Raw genomic sequence first — 19251 nt, 5'->3', positions numbered from 1 at the left:
GGGAGGGAAAGAGAATGTCTAAAACAATCGTCCGTAAAAACGAATCGCTCGAAGATGCTCTTCGTCGCTTCAAACGTACTGTATCAAAAACCGGTACTTTGCAAGAAGCCAGAAAGCGCGAATTCTACGAAAAGCCTAGCGTAAGACGCAAGAAAAAGTCTGAAGCTGCAAGAAAACGTAAGTGGTAAGAGAGGGTGTAATTAATGAGTCTTCTCGAGCGTTTAAATGAAGACATGAAACAAGCGATGAAAAGCAAGGAAAAAGACAAACTCACCGTTATTCGGATGATTAAAGCTTCATTGCAAAATGAAACAATAAAGCTTGGGAAAAAAGAATTATCCGAAGAAGAAGAGTTGACCGTTCTTTCTCGCGAAGTAAAACAACCCAAGGACTCCCTCCAGGAATTCGAAAAAGCCGGTCGTGAAGACCTCGTTGAGAAAATACGCACTGAACTGCGGTTTGTAGAAGAATATATGCCAAAGCAGCTTTCTGAAGAGGAACTTTTAGAGATCGTTAAAGAAACAATCTCTCAAACAGGTGCCGCGTCAAAAGCAGATATGGGGAAAGTGATGGCTGCAATAATGCCTAAAGTTAAAGGCAGAGCAGATGGTTCACTTGTCAATAAACTTGTACAAAAACACCTTTCATAAAGTCAGAACTCGCCGCAAGCGTTGCTTGCGGCTTTTTTATGCTCGAAAATTGATCTTCAACCATAATTTTAATATATATTGGAACTTTTCTTAAAGAAAATCGTAAATAGGAATACAATAGATTTATATGGAAAGGAGGCGAAAGAGTGAAAAAGGTTCGAACCCTTGCCGTCCTCTTATTCGCAGCCGGATTATTTTTAATGTTGATCCCGTTTAACGGGTTTGCAAAAAATAAAATCGTCTATGTCGTTCCAATTGAGGAAACGGTAGAAAAAGGGTTGTATGCTTTTTTGAAAAGATCCGTTTCTGAGGCAGAAGAGGCAGGAGCAGATGCTGTGATCTTCGAAGTGAATTCTCCCGGGGGGGCTGTTGATGCGGCTGCTGAAATAGGAAAACTGCTGTCTTCTGCAAAAGTAAAAACAATAGCCTTTATTAACAACAAAGCGTTATCTGCCGGAGCTTACATCTCGTTGAATGCGGATGAAATTTACATGGTACCGGGTGCAACAATCGGTTCTGCGGCAGTTATCGACCAAAATGGAAATGCGGCAGGAAAAAAAGCGGAATCTTACTGGTTTGCCGCAATGCAGAGTGCTGCGAAAATAAATGGCCGGGATCCCATTTATGCTCTTGCAATGGCTGATGAAAAAATCGAATTGCCTCAGTATGGAGACGGAAAGGATGATTTGTTGACACTTACATCTGACCAGGCAATCGAAGCGGGATATGCTGAAGGAATTGTCAAAAATTTGGATGAATTGCTTAAAGTGCTCGGTCTTGATCAAGCAGATATTCGGACAATAAATGAAAGCTTTGCTGAGAAAGTTGCCCGATTCATTACCCACCCGATTGTTATTCCCATTTTATTAACTGTCGGAAGCCTTGGACTCGTTGTAGAACTGTTTTCTCCGGGATTTGGCCTTCCGGGATTTATAGGCTTATCGACTTTGCTGCTATTTTTCTACGGCCATTTAGTAGCAGGCCTCGCGGGATATGAAACGATCATTTTATTCGTAATCGGAGTCGGCCTCATCTTATTGGAATTTTTTATTGCCGGAGGAATTGCCGGCATACTTGGATTTGTTTTAATTATCGCCAGTCTGTTTTTGTCTGCTGAAAATGCCGTTCATATGGGAATTTCATTATTGATTGCAATTGGCGTTTCTATCCTTGCATTTATTTTATTGGTAAAGGTGTTTGGTAAAAAAATAAGACTTTTTAGGAAAATTATTTTAACAGATTCAACAAGTACGGAAAAGGGCTATGTCTCTAATAAAAGCCGTCCGGAATTAATTGGCCTCGAAGGTTATGCATTAACGGCCCTGCGTCCAGCCGGAACGATTGTAATTAATAATGAACGTCTAGATGTTGTCAGCGAGGGCAGTTTTATCCAAAAAAATACAAGAGTAAGAGTCATTAAAGCGGAAGGTCCGAGAATCGTTGTCAGAGAAATTCCTGACTTAAAAAATGAAGATTAACTAAGGAGGATTTCTAATGATTGATGCAGCAACTGCGTTGATATTAGTTTTCGTTGCACTTGGAATTATTTTACTTGCCATTTTGTTAACATTTGTTCCGGTTATGCTGTGGATTTCCGCGCTGGCTGCCGGAGTCCGTGTGGGTATTTTTACGCTAATAGGGATGAGGCTTCGCCGTGTAATCCCTAACAGGGTAATAAATCCGTTAATTAAAGCACATAAAGCCGGTTTAAATGTAACCACAAACCAGCTTGAAAGCCACTACCTGGCAGGGGGAAATGTCGACAGGGTCGTAAATGCATTAATTGCCGCCCAGCGGGCCAACATCGATTTATCCTTTGAAAGAGCAGCAGCCATTGACTTGGCTGGCCGGGATGTCCTCGAGGCTGTACAAATGAGTGTTAATCCAAAAGTAATTGAAACTCCTTTTATTGCCGGTGTAGCTATGGATGGAATTGAAGTAAAAGCTAAAGCTAGAATTACTGTTAGAGCGAATATTGACAGATTGGTCGGGGGAGCCGGAGAAGAAACGGTCATCGCCCGTGTTGGGGAAGGCATCGTTTCCACGATCGGTTCTTCTGATAACCATAAAAAAGTGCTGGAAAATCCCGATATGATTTCACAAACCGTTCTTACAAAAGGACTTGATGCGGGCACTGCTTTTGAAATTCTTTCAATTGATATCGCCGATGTGGATATCGGGAAAAATATCGGGGCAATGCTGCAGACGGATCAGGCGGAAGCTGATAAAAAAATTGCCCAGGCAAAAGCAGAAGAGAGAAGGGCGATGGCAGTTGCTCAAGAACAAGAAATGAAAGCACGTGTTCAGGAAATGAGAGCAAAAGTTGTGGAAGCAGAAGCCAAAGTGCCTCTTGCCATGGCAGAAGCACTGCGACAAGGTAATATCGGTGTTATGGATTATATGAATATTCAGAATATATCGGCCGATACTGAAATGAGAAATTCAATTGGAAAAATAACAGGCGATAAAAAAGACAGCAATAAAAATGATTAAGAGAAATACCAAATCCTCGGGAAGGGAGGAAGGGAGCCTCTAATGGAAACCATTATCATTGCCATTGTCATTGGCATCATTTCAAGTATTTATAACCAGTTTAAAAATCAAAGCAGAGAGCAAAAGAAACAGAGTCCTGCAAAACCATTTACTGCAGGCGGATTGCCTTACCCGAAGAGACAAGAAGCAACAATCCATAAAGAAAATAAAAGACCGGAGAGCGAAAAGAGAAAGCGTGAGCCAAAAGACATTTCAGATGAAATTGAAGCAAAATATGCTGATCAAAAGAGAAAAGTTGAAGAACAGGTTATTGCTTTAAAAAAACAGCAATCTGTGATTGAACAGAAGGCAAGGCAAATCCGAAATTCAGTTGAAAATAGTCACTTGAGTTTCAGTCCTGCCGGCAAAGATAATGCAAATGAATTATTTACTGCAGAAGAGGCAAATCTTCTTAATGGGATTATTTTTTCGGAAATTTTAGGGCCTCCGCGTACCAAAAGACCTCATAGCTATAAAAGAAGATAACCAATCATTTTAATGTGCTAGAACTTCCTTTTATTTCATACATATGAGATGAAAGGGGGTTCTTTTTTTATGGCAAAAAAATGGGGCCAGTCGATTAAAAATTGGATGACGAAAAAAATGGATCTACCTCAAGATGTCATGATGGATTTACCCCGAATAACCATGATCGGACAAATTCATATTTATATTGAGAACCACCAGGGGTTATTGGCCTTTTCAGATAAAGAGCTGCGCCTGTTGTTAAAGCAGGGGCAACTACTCGTAAAAGGAAATTCTTTTGTCATAAAAACGATCTTCCCGGAAGAAATTTTGTTGGAAGGAAAAATAGACCAGGTGATATATATTAATGAATAATTCAGGGGGAAAATGATGAAAAACCATTGGATTATGTTTTATTTCGGAATCGTAACAGTAAAGGCATCAGGCAAAGGAATTGAGAGGTTTATCAATCATTTAACAAAAAGCGGAATATTGGTTTGGAATGTAAAAAGGCATGGGACTGCCGCGCTTACCTTTAAAATGCGGCTCCCTGATGTGAACAAATTGCGGGTTGCGGCAAGAAAAAGCGAATGCAAGATTGAATTCTTACACGGTGGCGGATTTCCTTTTTTGCTGAAGCGGCTACAAAAAAACAGCGGTTTTATCATCGGTATCCTAATGTTTTTTATTCTCATCGTGTATTTATCGAATACGATTTGGGGGATCGAAATAAAAGGGGCAAGCCCTGCTACAGAACATCAAATCAGAAAAGAATTAAACAAAATGGGAATAAAAATAGGTAAACTGCAATTTTTTTTGGATGATGTAGAATCAATTCAGCGTGAATTAACGAATAATGTTCAGGCGATTACATGGGTTGGCGTGGAATTAAAAGGGACAACCTTCCATTTTCAAATTGTGGAAAAAAATGAACCGGAAAAACCTGAATATTTAAGCCCAAGACATTTAGTTGCGAAAAAAAAGGCTGTCATAGTGGACATGTTTGTTGAAAAAGGGGTTCCGATCGTCAAAGTCCATGACCTTGTACTGCCCGGACAGCTGCTTGTTTCCGGAACGTATGGAAAAGAAGGGCAAACGGTAAACGTTGCAGCTAAAGGTGAAATTTTAGGCGAAACATGGTACAAGTCCGAGGTAGAACTGCCTCTTAAAAGTACTTTCCAAGTATTTAATGGAAACGAGTATAGGAAATACTATTTAAAAATAGGAAGCTTGCGGCTTATTGTATGGGGCTTTAAAAACCCGGAATATTCAGTATATGAAAAAGAACGGAGCGAAAAAAAGATTCGTTTTTTAAAATGGACCCTGCCTCTATCAATTGAAACCGAGACAATTCGAGAAAGTGAAAAGGTAACTAGAATTTATTCAAATGAAGATGCAATTAAGATGGCAAAGATTGCGGCGAGAAATGACCTTAAAAACCGCCTCCCTGAAGATGCAGTGATTAAAGGCGAAAAAATTTTGCACCAATCTATAGAGAATGGTAAAGTAAATTTAGTAATCCACTTTCAAATTATAGAAAACATTGCACAAGGACAACCAATTATCCAAGGAGATTGAGAATGGCAGAAGAGTTGAAAACAATCGATATCCATTTACAAAATCCAAATGAAGCAATTGCTTTGTTTGGGAATTCCGACAACAATCTGAAAATAATTGAACAAGAACTTGATGTTTCAATTGTTACCCGCGGGGAAACAGTATTTGTTTCAGGTGATACCGAAAAAGTGGAAATGGTTAGCAGGATTCTCGAAAAATTAGTAACCGTTATTCGAAAAGGGATTACCGTTAGTCAAAGAGATGTGATGTATGCTCTACAATTGGGACAAAAAGGTGCACTTGATTATTTTGAAGATTTATATGAAGAAGAAATTACGAAAAATGCTAAAGGAAAATCGATTCGGGTGAAAACACTCGGTCAAAGTCAATATATTACTGCCATAAGAAAGCATGATTTAGTATTTGGAATTGGTCCTGCCGGAACGGGAAAAACATATTTGGCAGTTGTTATGGCAATCAATGCTCTGAAAAGCGGCAATGTGAAAAGGATTATTCTTACTCGGCCTGCAGTAGAAGCAGGCGAGAATCTTGGGTTTTTGCCGGGAGATTTAAAAGAAAAAGTTGATCCATATTTGCGCCCATTGTATGATGCCCTGCATGATATATTGGGTGTTGAACATACCCTTCGGCTGATTGAAAGGGGAACGATTGAGATCGCTCCGCTTGCCTATATGAGGGGAAGAACACTGGATGAAGCTTTTGTTATTTTAGACGAAGCGCAAAATACGACTCAAGCGCAAATGAAAATGTTTCTGACCCGATTGGGGTTCGGTTCTAAAATGGTAATTACCGGCGATAAATCACAAGTTGATTTGCCAAGAGGCGTAAAATCAGGTTTAATTGTTGCTGAAGAAATCTTGCAAAATGTGAGAGGAATTGCCTTTATCCATATGGAACAAAGCGACGTTGTTCGTCATCCCCTCGTTGGAAAAATTATTGAAGCATATGAAAAGTCAGAGAATAAATAGAGGCTGTCTCAAAGCCTAAGGGTCAGACCCCATAACACAGTATTTAGCACATAATATTAGATAAATGTGCTATATATTGATAAATACACATGGGGTCGGACCCTTATGAGACAGCCTCTATTTTTGAGGATGAAAGTTAAAGAAAAAACTGTTATCATTTTACATAATTAGATTTATATTTTTGTTGTTCGCTCAACTGGCAGATAATTTTCTCGCCTTGATAGGAGGGAGAGAGATGCAAAAACTCCAGCAACAATTGGTAAAAATAGGAAATTTGTTGGATATTACTTTTTTCAGAGTGCTTTTATTTGTTATTTTAGGAATCGTTCTCTATACGTCAATGTACAGCAATGTCAAACCGGAAAAACTTGATATCAAGCTTTTTTCAATTGCAGATCAAACAATCCGGTCTCCCATAACGATTGAGGACAAAGAGAGTACAGAAAAGAAGCGCAGAGAAGCGAGCGATCAAGTGCAGGATGTTTATACTCTAAAAAAAGAATATGCCGAAAACAGGGTTGATTTAATCTCTTCGATTTTTGATTCTGTATCGGAATTAAACGGGGAAATTAAAGAAGAAATGGATAATAAGAAAAAAGAATATGAAGAAGCGGTCAAAAAAGGTGAGAAACGGGATGCCGTATTGGAGCCGGGCTCTTCAGAAAAATTGGCGAGGTTAAAAGAAAAACTGACCGAAAGTGTTACAAAAGAATTATCAGATCAAGTGTTTATATCGCTATTACAGGCATCGAAAGACGAATTATCCATTGCCAAGGATTTAACAGTAACTGCAATTAATAACGTCATGAGCCAGAGGATTCCGGCAGATGAAGTCGAAAATGCAAAAAAACGACTGGAAGAAGAATTAAAATTTACAAGCCTTTCAGGAAATATTAAAAGTGCAGCCATAGAGCTGGGGAGATATGCCATAATTCAGAATGAATTTTATGATCCAATTGCGACCGAGGAACTACGCCGGCAGGCGATAGAAGATATAGAACCTGTAAAAATTCTTCAGGGGCAAATTATAGTAGAAGAAGGGCAATTGATAAACCGGGATATTTACCGGCAACTTGAGCTTGTCGGCATGCTCGATAATGATAAATCGATTCAGCCGTTTCTTGGCCTGGCCATTATTATAACTGTTATTTTATCTGCTCTCTACTATTATTTTCATGAGCTTGGTGTTGAAACTGTCAGAAAACGAACATATTTGCTCATGCTTAGCCTGATTTTTATGCTATCTATTATTATAATGAAAATTATCAGCTTGTTCCAAGAGTTCGAATTTTCTGAAATAGGTTATTTATTTCCTGCAGCGATGGCGCCAATGCTTATTAAAATATTAATTGACGAAAGATTGGCCGTGTTTATGACAATTACTATGGCCATATGCGGAAGCATTATTTTTAATGAGGGAATTACCGGATCCCTTCATATTTCCATTGGCATTTATATTTTATGCAGCGGGATTAGCGGGATTCTATTTTTAAGCAAACATAACCACCGCTCGAAAATCCTGCAAGCCGGGCTGTTTGCCGCTGCGGTAAATATTGTAATTATCTTGTCGTTAATGTTTTTAAGAAACGGTCATTATTCAGGACTGGAATTCAGCTTTTACTTTATTTCGGCTCTAGTTTCCGGGATCTCTTCTGCTGTATTGACAATAGGACTGATTCCGTTTTTTGAAGCAGGGTTTGGAATTTTGTCGACAATGAAATTAATTGAATTGTCGAACCCTAATCATTCGCTGCTTCGAAAAATTTTAACCGAAGCCCCGGGTACGTATCATCACAGTCTAATGGTCGCGAATCTGGCAGAATCAGCATGTGAAGCAATTGGAGCCAACGGTTTGCTTGCCAGAGTTGGCTGCTATTATCATGATATCGGTAAAACGAAACGGCCACAATTTTTTATTGAGAACCAGATGAATATTGAAAACCCGCATGACCGATTGTCGCCTCATACAAGCAAAAATATTATTATTGCTCATTCCACGGACGGCGCTGGGACATTAAGAAAGCATCGAATGCCAAAAGAAATCGTAGATATAGCAGAACAGCATCACGGTACAACATTATTGAAATATTTTTTTCACAAAGCAAAACAAAATGGTTTAGAAGTGAATGAGGAAGAATTTCGTTACCCTGGTCCAAAAGCCCAGACGAAGGAAGCTGCTGTTATTGGAATTGCTGATAGTGTTGAAGCAGCTGTAAGGTCGATGACTAACCCGACAAATGAACAGATCGAGTCAATCGTTCGCAATATTATTTCTGACCGTCTGCAGGATGGCCAGTTGAATGAATGTGACATTACGATCAAAGAACTTGAAACAGTTGCACATACATTGTGTGAAACGTTAAAAGGGATTTTTCACTCCAGGATCGAATATCCTGAATCAACAAAACAGAAGGTGAAACAAGCATGAGATTAATTATTGACACTATTGATGAAACAAACAGTCTTAATGAACAGGAAATAATTCGTATTGAAGAATTATTGCTTTTTGCTGCAAGAAATGAACAATTGGAAGGAGACTGTGAGCTGTCGGTAACCTTCGTTTCAAATGAACGAATCCGGGAGATAAATCGGGAATATCGGGATAAGGACAGACCGACAGATGTCATCTCTTTTGCCATGGAGGAATTAGGTAATGGAGAGGTGGAACTTATTGGCGCAGACATACCAAGAGTGCTCGGGGATATCATTATTTCTGTACCAAAGGCTAGAGAGCAGGCAGAGGAATATGGACATTCATTCATGCGGGAACTCGGTTTTTTATCTGTACACGGATTTCTACATCTCTTGGGATATGATCATGAAACCGAGGAACAAGAAAAAGAAATGTTTTCCAGGCAAAGGAAAATTTTAGATGAGTTTGGGCTCGGACGATAAAAAAGCCTTTTCCTGCAGTGTATTCCGGCCGTTTGTCTTTGCACTTGAAGGCATTGTTTCATCAATAAAGAAAGAAAAGAATTTGAAAATCCATCTTGTGATTGCTGCAGGAGTCATCATTGCTGGAATTACTTTTTCACTGTCCGCTATTGAATGGGTGGCAGTGATTATCGCGATAGGCGGAATGCTCGCACTGGAACTTGTTAATACAGCTATTGAGCGCGCAGTTGATCTTGTAACCGATGAGTTTCATCCATTGGCAAAACATGCGAAAGATGCAGCGGCCGGAGCAGTCCTTATTTATGCAGTCATGTCAGCAATCATCGGGTTGATCGTGTTTGTGCCTAAATTCCTGAATCTTTTATAAAGTTGTAAAGAGTCTGACTCAAAAGGGTTTGAATCCTTCCGATGGGGCTGATGCTTACTTATGAGCCAGCCCCTTTTTTCTCCTAAATTTGAATTCGCTCCTTGTTTTCGATAAAATGACAGAGCATAATACTCCATCTTGAAATATATTTAGAAAATTCAAAATTTTTTATCGCGATTTTGCTACAAACGATGAAATGAAAGAAAAAATAAGGTAAAATAGAGATGTAACATTCTTCTTTATGAGAAAGGAAGAAATTGTTTTGATTATCGAACAATTGGTTGCAGAAGCAAAAAAAGCACGAGAAAAAGCATATGTTCCTTACTCTAAATTTGCTGTGGGAGCAGCGTTGCTAACAGATGATGGGAAGATTTACCATGGGTGCAATATCGAAAATGCAGCATACAGCATGACAAATTGTGCAGAAAGAACTGCGCTATTTAAAGCACTTTCAGAAGGAGACCGAAACTTTAAGGCTTTAGCGGTCATTGCGGACACGAAACGTCCGGTGCCGCCGTGCGGAGCATGCCGCCAAGTTATTTCCGAGCTTTGCCCTCAAGATATGAAAGTAGTTTTAACAAATTTAAATGGTGATATAAAAGAATTAACTGCTAAAGAATTATTGCCAGGAGCATTTTCACCGGAGGATTTAAATGAATAACAGAGAAAAAGTGTTTAAATCAGGGTTTATTTCTATTATCGGCAGGCCGAATGTTGGAAAGTCAACGTTTCTTAACCGTGTAATCGGCCAAAAGATTGCCATTATGAGCAATAAACCGCAAACAACAAGAAACAAAATTCAAGGTGTACTCACTTTACATGATTCACAGCTCATATTTATAGATACACCAGGTATCCATAAACCGAAGCATAAATTAGGCGATTTTATGATAAAGGTTGCAATTAATGCTTTAAAAGAAGTCGATCTCGTCTTATTTATGGTTAATGCCGAAGAAGGTTTCGGAAAGGGTGAAGAATTCATCATCGAGAAATTTCAACAAATAAAAACGCCTGTTTTCCTGGTTATCAATAAAATTGACAATATTCATCCTGATGAGCTTCTTCCTATAATTGAGTCTTACAAAGAAAAGTACACATTCAGTGAAATCATTCCAATATCGGCACTTCAAGGGAATAACATTGATACGCTTCTTGAAATTATTAAGAAATATTTGCCTGAAGGGCCGCAGTATTACCCGGCTGATCAGGTAACCGATCATCCGGAAAGATTTATTGTTTCCGAATTGATTCGAGAAAAAGCCCTTCATCTAACCCGTGAAGAAGTGCCTCACTCTTTGGCAGTTGTCATTGACAAGATGGAGAGGCGCGAAGGCAGTAATGTTATCCATGTAATGGCATCAGTGATCGTTGAACGGGATTCCCAAAAAGGAATCATCATCGGCAAACAAGGAAAAATGCTGAAAGAAATCGGCCAAAGAGCAAGGGTGGATATTGAAAACCTACTTGGATCAAAAGTATTTCTCGAATTGTGGGTAAAAGTTCAAAAAGATTGGCGCAATAAGATTTCACAGCTTCGCGATTATGGTTTTCGTGAAGATGAGTACTGAATGCTTCCGCATTTTATCAACCTTAATTAAATTATTAACGGGATTCTCCGTTTATGCATGATTTAAATTAACAATTTTTTCGTCTTATGATTTTTGGATGTCGGGCTATGATAACTGTAGAGGACTTGGGATAGAAAAATTGCTCGAAAGGTGGGGTTTTCAATGTTGGAATTTACCTGGAAAATTTTTTTGCAAACAGGTGACATTGACACATATCTTCTCTTCAAAGAACTGGAGAAGGAAAGACAAGAAACACCCGTAAGTATAGAAGACGAGCGAACTGAAGTTGATTTTCCCATCTCATAAGTTTGTCCCGAACAATGGATGGTGACTTGTGATGCTTCAAAAATGTGAGGGCATCGTCTTAAGGACAATAGATTATGGAGAAACGAATAAAGTTGTAACTTTATTTACCCGTGAATGGGGAAAGATTGGTGTGATGGCGAGAGGGGCAAAAAAGACGAACAGCCGCCTTTCTGCTGTCACCCAAATTTTTACATACGGCTATTTTTTAATCCAAAAAAGCAGGGGTCTTGGCAGCTTGCAGCAAGGCGAAATAATTTCCTCAATGCGTTCAATTCGAGAGGATATCTTTTTAACTGCGTATGCAAGCTGCATTGTGGAACTAACGGATAAAAGCACAGAAGATAATAAACCAAATTCTTATCATTTTGAATTGCTGCTTGAAATTTTGAAATTTATAAATGAGGGGTATGACCTTGATATTTTAATGAATATATATGAAATGAAAATGCTCAACTCATTGGGGCTCTATCCTGAATTAAATCATTGTGCCATTTGCGGCAGCACAGACGGGCATTTTTCTTTTTCAATTCGGGAAGGAGGATTTATTTGCCACCGGTGTCTTGAAAAAGATCCTTATGCGTTTAAAATTTCCGCCGCAACTGCAAAATTACTGAGGCTTTTCTATTATTTTGACATTTCCAGGCTTGGGAATATATCTGTAAAACCGGAAACAAAAGTCGAATTGAAAAAAGTTATTTCTGCTTATTATGACGAATATTCAGGATTGCAATTAAAGACAAAAAAGTTTTTGCATCAAATTGATAAAATGCGCAAGTTTCTGTCATAATATTGACAAGTTAAGATCTATCCGCTAAGATTCATAATAAATTAATACGTTGCTGAGATGGAAAGGAGTACTTAACCGCTTCTATAAAAGCGAACCCGGGGCGGTGTGAGCCGGGGTATAGAAAGTTAAGGAAGGCGTTCCTGAGCAATGGTGGTGCCAGCTCGGCACATAAGGTGGCTGTTTTTACAGCAAATAGGGTGGAACCGCGGGTAACTCTCGTCCCTATGCAAAAGGCATAGGAACGGGAGTTTTTTTATTTACGTTAATTTTATAAAAAAGGAGCGATATTTATGGATGTTTCAATGGATCAAATCGTTTCACATGCAAAGCACAGGGGTTTTATTTTTCCGGGCTCAGAAATTTACGGCGGTCTTGCAAATACGTGGGACTACGGCCCGCTTGGCGTTGAATTGAAAAACAACATTAAGCAGGCCTGGTGGAAAAAGTTTGTCCAACAGTCCCCTTATAACGTAGGCCTGGATGCTGCTATCTTGATGAATCCCCGTACGTGGGAAGCTTCAGGACATATCGGCAACTTTAATGATCCTATGATTGACTGCAAAAATTGTAAAGCGAGACATCGGGCTGATAAATTAATCGAAAGTGCCCTTGATGAGCAAGGAATTGAAATGGTTGTTGACGGACTGCCATTTGAAAAAATGGAGTCTTTGATCAAGGAATATGATATTGCATGTCCTGACTGCGGCAGTAAAGAGTTTACAGGCATCCGCCAATTTAATTTAATGTTTAAAACTTTTCAAGGGGTTACAGAAACGAGTGCAAATGAAATTTACCTTCGTCCCGAAACGGCTCAAGGGATTTTCGTGAATTTTAAAAATGTTCAACGCACAATGAGAAAGAAGCTTCCATTTGGTATTGCTCAAATTGGGAAAAGTTTCAGAAATGAAATCACACCAGGCAACTTCACTTTCCGTACAAGAGAATTTGAACAAATGGAACTGGAATTTTTCTGCAAGCCGGGTGAAGAGCTGAAATGGCATGAATATTGGAAGGAGTTTTCTGAAAACTGGCTGCTTTCTTTAGGAATGAAAAGAGAAAATCTCCGCTTGCGTGATCACTCTGAAGATGAGTTATCCCATTACAGCAATGCAACGACAGATATTGAATATAAATTCCCATTTGGCTGGGGGGAACTTTGGGGGATTGCTTCAAGAACAGACTACGATTTAAAACAGCATATGGAGTATTCCGGCGAAGATTTCCATTATTTAGATCAGGAAGCTAATGAAAAATTCATCCCGTACTGTATTGAGCCGTCACTGGGAGCTGACAGGGTAACACTTGCATTCTTGATAGATTCTTACGAAGAGGAAAAGCTTGAAGACGGCACAACAAGAACAGTGATGCATTTACATCCGGCACTTGCACCATATAAAGCGGCCGTTCTTCCGTTGTCTAAAAAGCTTTCTGAGGAAGCTAAACAAATTTTTGAAGAGTTATCAAAGCATTTTCTTGTTGATTACGATGAATCAGGTTCGATTGGCAAGCGCTACCGGCGACATGATGAAATCGGAACGCCGTTTTGCATCACGTACGATTTTGATTCTCAAGAAGATAAGATGGTTACAGTCAGAGACAGGGACACGATGGAACAAAAACGTGTGCCTATAGCAGAATTGGCAAGCTTTATTCAGGAAAAAATACATTTTTAACAAAAAGGGGCTGACTCATTAGCAAAGGGTCAAGACCCTCCAATACAATATATAGACAAACTCTAAAAAAACAATTTTAAATATTGTTATTTCCGGAGGGAGTCAGACCCTTATAAGTCATTTCAATTTTTCAATTATGTTGGAAAAAATAGTTGGTTCGTTGAATCAAGACTCTTTTCAAAATAAAGAATTAGTATATAATATTATTGTAATAGTATAACTTTTTAGGCACTTTTTCTTTAATATCCAGCTGCAGCGCCCGGGCGCTTCAGCTTTTCTGTTTGTCCAACTTCAGCGCAGTCCCTCGTGGTCGTTTCGGTTCTGCCAGGGAAGCAAAAAACTTCTTCTCTGCCAGCCTCCGCAACCAGCTGTCGGGCCTAAGCGGGGCGCTTCAGCTTTTCTATTAAGGTGGTGAGTACAATCGAACTGAACAAACGCCAGGAACAAATTTTGCAGATTGTAAAAGAAAAAGGCCCGATTACCGGTGAACAAATAGCAGAGCAGTTAAATCTTACAAGGGCTACGCTTCGTCCGGATTTGGCAATCTTAACGATGGCCGGTTACCTTGATGCAAGACCCAGGGTCGGGTATTTTTATACAGGCAAATCAGGGGCACAGCTTCTTACTGAAAATTTGAAAAAAATTTATGTAAAGGATTATCAATCCATTCCCGTAGTCGTCCCTGAGAATGTTTCTGTATATGATGCGATTGTGACAATGTTTCTTGAGGACGTCGGAATATTATTTGTCGTCGACAAGTCGTCTATATTAGTTGGCGTTCTGTCGAGGAAAGATTTACTTAGGGCAAGCATCGGAAAACAGGAGTTAACTACTTTGCCGGTCAATATTATTATGACAAGAATGCCGAACATTACGATGTGCCAGAAGGATGATTTGTTAATTGATGTAGCAATAAAGCTGATTGAAAAACAAATTGATGCTATGCCTGTTGTGAAAGAAACTGAAAAAGGATTTGAAGTAATAGGTAGAGTTACAAAAACGAATATAACAGAAGCATTTGTGTCGCTTGCAAAAGATCAATAAAGAATAGAATTTCGGTCAGAGGGGATTGTTTTGAGTGATGAACAAATTGCCTATCATTTATGTTGTATCTGACTCTGCTGGAGAAACGGCTGAATTGGTTACAAAGGCCGCACTCAGCCAGTTTAACGGTGCAGATCCCACAATCAAAAGGTTTCCTTACATAGAAGATAAAGAAAACATAGATGAAGTCATTGCCTTTGCGAAATTAGACCAAGGAATGATTACATACTCACTTGTTAAGCCTGAAATGCGAAGTTATTTAAAAAAAAGGGCTGATGAGGAAGGGCTTTATGCATGCGATATAATTGGCCCGCTAATGGATCAGCTTCAAATGTTGTACGGAAAAACTCCTCTCTTCGAACCGGGACTTGTCAGAAAACTGGATGAAGATTATTTTAAGAAAATAGAAGCGATTGAGTTTGCTGTTAAATATGACGATGGCCGTGATCCACGAGGGATACTCAAGGCGGATATTATCCTTATTGGTGTTTCGAGAACATCGAAAACTCCTTTATCTCAATATTTAGCCCATAAACGGCTAAAGGTGGCGAACGTGTCGCTTGTTCCTGAAGTAGATCCGCCCGAAGAGCTTTTACTTGTAAAGCCGGAAAAATGCTTTGGACTTAAAATTAATCCGGAAACCTTAAACGAGATACGACGTGAACGATTAAAATCATTAGGGTTAAACGACAAGGCAAACTATGCGAATATCGAACGGATTAAAGAGGAACTTGCGTATTTCGAGAAAGTTGTTGATAAAATAGGGTGTTCAGTTATTGACGTAACAAACAAAGCAGTTGAAGAAACTGCGAATGTGATTTTTAACATTTACCAGAAAAAATCACTAGGTAGATAGGGTCAAACCCCTCCAATATAACATATAGACAACTAAAAATACATTCTGTATATTGTCTTTGTCGGAGGGAGTCAGATCCTTTGCTTTTTGTGTTTCATTTCGCTTGGCCGCGGTCCTTTCGGCTTATTGATTAATCGGCCAACAGCAATCATTTTTAAAGGCAGTGACTGATATTTACTGTACACCATATATCTTGGTTCCCATTGCGGGCCATACTTTTCCTTAAATTTTCGTAAACCTGCAAAACTATACATATATTGAATATTTTCAAATACATTTGCCGCAATCCGCTCACGGAGAAACGAATTTCTTGTCTCTCCTACCTTTGAGAGTGGAGCCATCCCCATGTTAAACGTATGATAACCTTTCTCTTTCGCCCAATCAAACAAATGAATGAAGAGCGCATCCATTAAACCGCCCGGACCGTTAGGTAAATATCTCATAAGATCAATGGACAGCACTCCATTTTGATACGCAGGCATAATGGATGCAAACGCCATCAGCCGCTCATCTTTGTCTCTTAAAATAGCAACGGGGGCTTTACTTAAGTATTCGCGGTCAAAAAAACCGACTGAAAAGCCTTTCTCTCTTCTCTTCCCAAGCCATTTCTTTGATACTTCTTCCAGTTCCTGAAATAATTTGTCCGTGTAGGGCGGATCTATTACGCTAAATTGATAGCCTTCCCTTTTATATTTATTGATCGTTGCTCTAAGGCCGGCATTTTTCTTCCCGGAAAGGTTGAATTTTTCAAGGTCAATTATCGCCTCTTCCCCAAGTTTAAAGAAAATATTTCCGAAATCATGATACATTCCCATATATTTTTGATGAGTTTGATAAAATATTATTTCATATCCTAAAGTATCAGCCTTTTCGTAAAACTCAGATAATAACGGATAAAAAGATTCAGGTCTTCCGGCAGGGTCACCCAGCACAACCGCTGTATGTCCAATTGTTGAAAACTGCAGGAACGCTCTCTTGTCCATGCCTAAAAAGAAAGACAACTGATGAGAAAATGCCAAATGGCTCAAATAGGTTCCGCCATATGTATGTAGAATATCTTTTAACAGTTCTTCATTGACTTCCATTTCCAACTTTTCATGCTGATGCCGTTCAAAGAAAATGTAAATGGCCGTTCCTGCGATCGTCAAAATAACTATACTTAAAAAAAATGTAGCATACATAGCATTTTTATCAACGACAAGATCACTTTTATTTGCATATTCAATGGCAGTTTGTATAAAAACATAATAAACATAATAGACAGCTACAACAAATAAAGTACTGAACATTTTTTTATACAGTGTGATTGGTGTTCTAATTCTTTTAAGCTTTTTATATATGCTATAAAGAATAATAAATACAATCGTAAGCCATCCAATTTCAAAGATCGTTCCGTCTGTTATCGTCAGTGAAACAATCAGTCCCGCTAAAGAAATAAGTATACTGAAGAAGGATCTTTTTGTTTCTTTGATGACTGCTTTCACTTGCAAAAGAATGATGATTGAAAACGAAATTGTACAAGATGAGAAAAACAATTCCAGTCCCAGCAGAAATTGATTTCCTTGAAGTTCAGATGCATAATAAAAGCTGTTAAAACCCGCAACCAAGCAGTAAAAACCAGTAATCGCAATGACGATACTAATTGAGAAAAAAGGGATTTTTGAGATCCATCCTTTTTGAAGGGAGAGGATCACGTTGGAAGTTTCAATTGCAGGTCCAATGATTGGTTTATCTTCAAACATTTTAATGGCGTTTTCTCCGAATTCAATTATGGATAAAAGAAGACCCAGTCCGAACGGAATAAAATAGTATACAATCCGATAAAGGAGAAGGCTGGATAGGACCAGTTCTTCGGATAATCCATGAGAAGTCATTCCGATTAAATACATTAAATCAAAAGTTCCAAATCCGCCTGGAATCATACTAACGAGACCTGCAATGGCCGAACTGAAAAACACTCCGAAGACAATTGGCAATGATACATTTTGGCCCATCAAATGCAATGTATAATAGGCGGTGAAAGCGGCCCCTATCCATTCGATTGTGGAGATAACCGTAAATTTTAAGCCGAGAAAACGATCATCATTTTCTTTTTTCATTCTGAATGTCGTAAATAAATAAAATGGTAAAAATAATAGAACACCGAACAGTGCAATGTAAAGCCATTTTTTTGTCTCTAGTAATGGTTTGGCATGAAACACATTCAGCAGAACAAAAATTGACAACAGAGATAGCCCGCTTAGCATAGAAAAAGCCATGAATGTTACGCCTTGAATAACTTTTTCTTGTTCGTCAGTATGTTGTTTATAAAAGAAGACTCTTAACCAGGCACCAATTACTCCCCCGAATCCGAGTAATCCGTTCAAAGTGTTCGCCATCCAGGAAATTTTAAATGTTTTTTTTATCGAAATCGGCAATCGAAGGGATCTTGTCAGAATCAAGTCATAAAAAAACATAAAAGATACTGCCAAAAGTCCGACAGTGATCGCCGATCCGATCTCAAAGCTTGAAAGCGATTTGAATAGTAAAAAAGCATTTTTTATTGAAATTCCTTCTATTTCTTTTTTTGCCTGAAACAGTATGAAAACTAAAATTGTAATGGAGACTACGACTTTTAGCCCTGTTTTTAGCGACTTTCGTTGAAATGTATTCAATAAAATTCAGCCCCCGTCCAAATGTAAATGGTACCTATTATCTTTTTAGCATTTCATCCTATCAACTGTAAATCATTTTCACCATTCACAGTAAATTGACCATAATTATTTCACGCTTCTTATAGAGTTGTACGAACGAAAAGTTCTATATTGCAAAGAACGATAACATCTTTGGTAAACGATTGGATCACCCGAAATGCTGCAAGCGAATAGTAAAAAATATTGGCATAATCAATTTTTTATACTATAATAAAAAATTGTGATAAAAATGTATCAGAAAAGGTTTAGACTTTCATCTGAACGAATAAACTATTTATTGTCAGATGTCAAGGAAACGGCAGGAAAAAAATTCGACATATCTCAAATTCGAAAAGTTATCTTTTGAAAGAAGGAATATACGGAGGGATGTAGAATTAGTAGTAATAAAACAGGCCTTCCAACAATACTTGTGGATGCGGATTCATGTCCTGTAGAAAAAGAAATTGTCGAAATTGCGTCTTTATATTCAATCAGACCGATCTTTATTGCATCCTACGACCATTATAAAGCTGATACGGCAGGTTCTTTTTGGGAATATGTTGACTCCGGAAAAGAAGCGGTAGATTTATTTATTATGAATCGGGCGAAGTCCGGTGATATCATCGTTACCCAGGATATTGGATTAGCCTCTGCCCTTTTAGTAAAAGGGGTTTATGCCCTGTCGCCGAGGGGAACTTTATATGAAGAAAAAAATATTAATACGGCACTCGATTTGAGATATCTTTCTGCAAAAGCCCGCCGCCGAGGGATCTATGCAAAAGGTCCAAAACCTTTCACACAGAATGACAGATTAAATTTTGTGAAACAATTGACGAAAATTTTGTCGAAATATGAAGGATTTTAGTAATGTTTATAGAATACCATTTTGT

The 19251-nt window shown here is 38.6% G+C and carries 20 protein-coding genes; 19 read left to right on the top strand and 1 reads right to left on the bottom strand.

Annotated elements, in window-relative coordinates:
* Nucleotides 1-14: 14 nt before the first annotated feature.
* The 18 genes from rpsU (at nucleotide 15) to PB1_RS14160 (ending at nucleotide 15689) form a co-directional block, all read left to right on the top strand.
* Complete coding sequence (gene rpsU / locus PB1_RS14240; RefSeq protein ID WP_004435817.1) at nucleotides 15-188, top strand: 30S ribosomal protein S21; 174 nt, start codon at nucleotides 15-17, stop codon at nucleotides 186-188.
* A 15-nt stretch (nucleotides 189-203) separates the two neighbouring features.
* On the top strand, nucleotides 204-650 hold the full coding sequence (locus tag PB1_RS14235; RefSeq protein ID WP_004438003.1) for a GatB/YqeY domain-containing protein: 447 nt from the start codon (nucleotides 204-206) through the stop codon (nucleotides 648-650).
* A gap of 146 nt (nucleotides 651-796) precedes the next feature.
* Complete coding sequence (locus PB1_RS14230; RefSeq protein WP_004438002.1) at nucleotides 797-2128, top strand: NfeD family protein; 1332 nt, start codon at nucleotides 797-799, stop codon at nucleotides 2126-2128.
* Nucleotides 2129-2144: 16 nt separating this feature from the next.
* Complete coding sequence (gene floA / locus PB1_RS14225) at nucleotides 2145-3143, top strand: flotillin-like protein FloA (protein WP_004438001.1); 999 nt, start codon at nucleotides 2145-2147, stop codon at nucleotides 3141-3143.
* A gap of 42 nt (nucleotides 3144-3185) precedes the next feature.
* Nucleotides 3186-3668, top strand: coding sequence for a hypothetical protein (locus PB1_RS14220; RefSeq protein ID WP_004438000.1), 483 nt, complete (start codon nucleotides 3186-3188; stop codon nucleotides 3666-3668).
* Nucleotides 3669-3737: 69 nt separating this feature from the next.
* The gene (gene yqfC / locus PB1_RS14215) at nucleotides 3738-4022 is read left to right on the top strand and encodes a sporulation protein YqfC (protein ID WP_004437998.1); all 285 of its coding nucleotides are present in this window, start codon (nucleotides 3738-3740) and stop codon (nucleotides 4020-4022) included.
* Nucleotides 4023-4037: 15 nt separating this feature from the next.
* Complete coding sequence (yqfD, locus tag PB1_RS14210) at nucleotides 4038-5225, top strand: sporulation protein YqfD (RefSeq protein WP_004437996.1); 1188 nt, start codon at nucleotides 4038-4040, stop codon at nucleotides 5223-5225.
* Nucleotides 5226-5227: 2 nt separating this feature from the next.
* Nucleotides 5228-6193, top strand: a complete 966-nt coding sequence (locus tag PB1_RS14205; protein WP_004437994.1) for a PhoH family protein — start codon at nucleotides 5228-5230, stop codon at nucleotides 6191-6193.
* A 235-nt stretch (nucleotides 6194-6428) separates the two neighbouring features.
* Nucleotides 6429-8621, top strand: a complete 2193-nt coding sequence (locus PB1_RS14200) for an HD family phosphohydrolase (protein WP_004437992.1) — start codon at nucleotides 6429-6431, stop codon at nucleotides 8619-8621.
* Nucleotides 8618-9088, top strand: a complete 471-nt coding sequence (gene ybeY, locus PB1_RS14195; RefSeq protein ID WP_004437990.1) for an rRNA maturation RNase YbeY — start codon at nucleotides 8618-8620, stop codon at nucleotides 9086-9088. The genes PB1_RS14200 and ybeY overlap by 4 nt, the downstream gene beginning before the upstream one ends.
* On the top strand, nucleotides 9066-9455 hold the full coding sequence (locus PB1_RS14190; RefSeq protein WP_004437988.1) for a diacylglycerol kinase family protein: 390 nt from the start codon (nucleotides 9066-9068) through the stop codon (nucleotides 9453-9455). The genes ybeY and PB1_RS14190 overlap by 23 nt, the downstream gene beginning before the upstream one ends.
* 241 nt (nucleotides 9456-9696) lie before the next feature.
* On the top strand, nucleotides 9697-10116 hold the full coding sequence (locus PB1_RS14185; protein WP_004437986.1) for a cytidine deaminase: 420 nt from the start codon (nucleotides 9697-9699) through the stop codon (nucleotides 10114-10116).
* On the top strand, nucleotides 10109-11023 hold the full coding sequence (era, locus tag PB1_RS14180; RefSeq protein WP_034645407.1) for a GTPase Era: 915 nt from the start codon (nucleotides 10109-10111) through the stop codon (nucleotides 11021-11023). The genes PB1_RS14185 and era overlap by 8 nt, the downstream gene beginning before the upstream one ends.
* Nucleotides 11024-11185: 162 nt before the next feature.
* A complete protein-coding gene (locus PB1_RS17190) occupies nucleotides 11186-11329 on the top strand; it encodes a YqzL family protein (protein ID WP_004437981.1) in 144 nt (47 codons plus the stop codon).
* A 31-nt stretch (nucleotides 11330-11360) separates the two neighbouring features.
* On the top strand, nucleotides 11361-12116 hold the full coding sequence (recO, locus tag PB1_RS14175; RefSeq protein ID WP_004437976.1) for a DNA repair protein RecO: 756 nt from the start codon (nucleotides 11361-11363) through the stop codon (nucleotides 12114-12116).
* Between the two features lie 290 nt (nucleotides 12117-12406).
* Nucleotides 12407-13789 carry a glycine--tRNA ligase gene (locus PB1_RS14170; RefSeq protein WP_004437973.1) on the top strand — a complete coding sequence of 461 codons (1383 nt, stop codon included), beginning with the start codon at nucleotides 12407-12409 and terminating at the stop codon, nucleotides 13787-13789.
* Between the two features lie 411 nt (nucleotides 13790-14200).
* Nucleotides 14201-14833, top strand: coding sequence for a transcriptional regulator CcpN (gene ccpN, locus PB1_RS14165; RefSeq protein WP_162139929.1), 633 nt, complete (start codon nucleotides 14201-14203; stop codon nucleotides 14831-14833).
* Between the two features lie 37 nt (nucleotides 14834-14870).
* Nucleotides 14871-15689 carry a pyruvate, water dikinase regulatory protein gene (locus PB1_RS14160; RefSeq protein ID WP_034645676.1) on the top strand — a complete coding sequence of 273 codons (819 nt, stop codon included), beginning with the start codon at nucleotides 14871-14873 and terminating at the stop codon, nucleotides 15687-15689.
* A gap of 71 nt (nucleotides 15690-15760) precedes the next feature.
* Here PB1_RS14160 and mprF read toward each other — a convergent pair whose 3' ends face one another.
* Nucleotides 15761-18343, bottom strand: coding sequence for a bifunctional lysylphosphatidylglycerol flippase/synthetase MprF (gene mprF, locus PB1_RS14155; RefSeq protein WP_004437967.1), 2583 nt, complete (start codon nucleotides 18341-18343; stop codon nucleotides 15761-15763).
* A 448-nt stretch (nucleotides 18344-18791) separates the two neighbouring features.
* On the opposite strand from mprF, the gene PB1_RS14150 reads away from it, so the two are divergent.
* The gene (locus PB1_RS14150; protein WP_004437965.1) at nucleotides 18792-19226 is read left to right on the top strand and encodes a YaiI/YqxD family protein; all 435 of its coding nucleotides are present in this window, start codon (nucleotides 18792-18794) and stop codon (nucleotides 19224-19226) included.
* Nucleotides 19227-19251 lie beyond the last annotated feature (25 nt).

The sequence above is a fragment of the Bacillus methanolicus PB1 genome (assembly GCF_000262755.1).
GTDB classification, from domain to species: domain Bacteria; phylum Bacillota; class Bacilli; order Bacillales; family Cytobacillaceae; genus Bacillus_Z; species Bacillus_Z methanolicus.
This window is presented reverse-complemented; position numbering and strand designations above follow the sequence as displayed.